Source organism: Pseudoalteromonas sp. BSi20495 (genome assembly GCF_000241185.1).
Lineage (GTDB): Bacteria > Pseudomonadota > Gammaproteobacteria > Enterobacterales > Alteromonadaceae > Pseudoalteromonas > Pseudoalteromonas fuliginea.
In genome coordinates this window covers 1-429 of the sequence record NZ_BADY01000126.1, presented here as the reverse complement: position 1 = coordinate 429, position 429 = coordinate 1, and the positions used below count along the sequence as shown (strand labels likewise).

The following is a 429-nucleotide window of genomic DNA, read 5'->3' as shown; positions in this document are numbered from 1 at the left end:
CCTATTATTATGTTAATAGTCGCGTTTTAAAATTTAATATGGGTCGTTAGCTCAGTTGGGAGAGCATCGCCCTTACAAGGCGAGGGTCACTGGTTCAAGTCCAGTACGACCCACCATTCCTAGAATGGTGCATATTAAAATGTAATTTGGGTGATTAGCTCAGTTGGGAGAGCATCGCCCTTACAAGGCGAGGGTCACTGGTTCAAGTCCAGTATCACCCACCAAATTACATCAAGCGGTTAATTGATAACAAAGAATTAAATAACAGGCATACCTATTATATGTGGGTGATTAGCTCAGTTGGGAGAGCATCGCCCTTACAAGGCGAGGGTCACTGGTTCAAGTCCAGTATCACCCACCACATATAAGTACCATTAGATAACTCCTTTAATAATAACTTCTCTAGTAATAACTCTTTCTTCCCATATT

General features: G+C 41.5%; 3 tRNA genes. All 3 read left to right on the top strand.

Features of this window, described 5'->3' with window-relative positions:
* Nucleotides 1-40: 40 nt before the first annotated feature.
* The 3 genes from P20495_RS05295 to P20495_RS05305 all read left to right on the top strand — a co-directional run bounded on the left by P20495_RS05295 (nucleotide 41) and on the right by P20495_RS05305 (nucleotide 361).
* Nucleotides 41-116: transfer RNA gene (locus P20495_RS05295), tRNA-Val, on the top strand.
* Between the two features lie 32 nt (nucleotides 117-148).
* Nucleotides 149-224: transfer RNA gene (locus P20495_RS05300), tRNA-Val, on the top strand.
* Nucleotides 225-285: 61 nt separating this feature from the next.
* Nucleotides 286-361, top strand: a tRNA-Val gene (locus P20495_RS05305).
* Nucleotides 362-429: the final 68 nt, after the last annotated feature.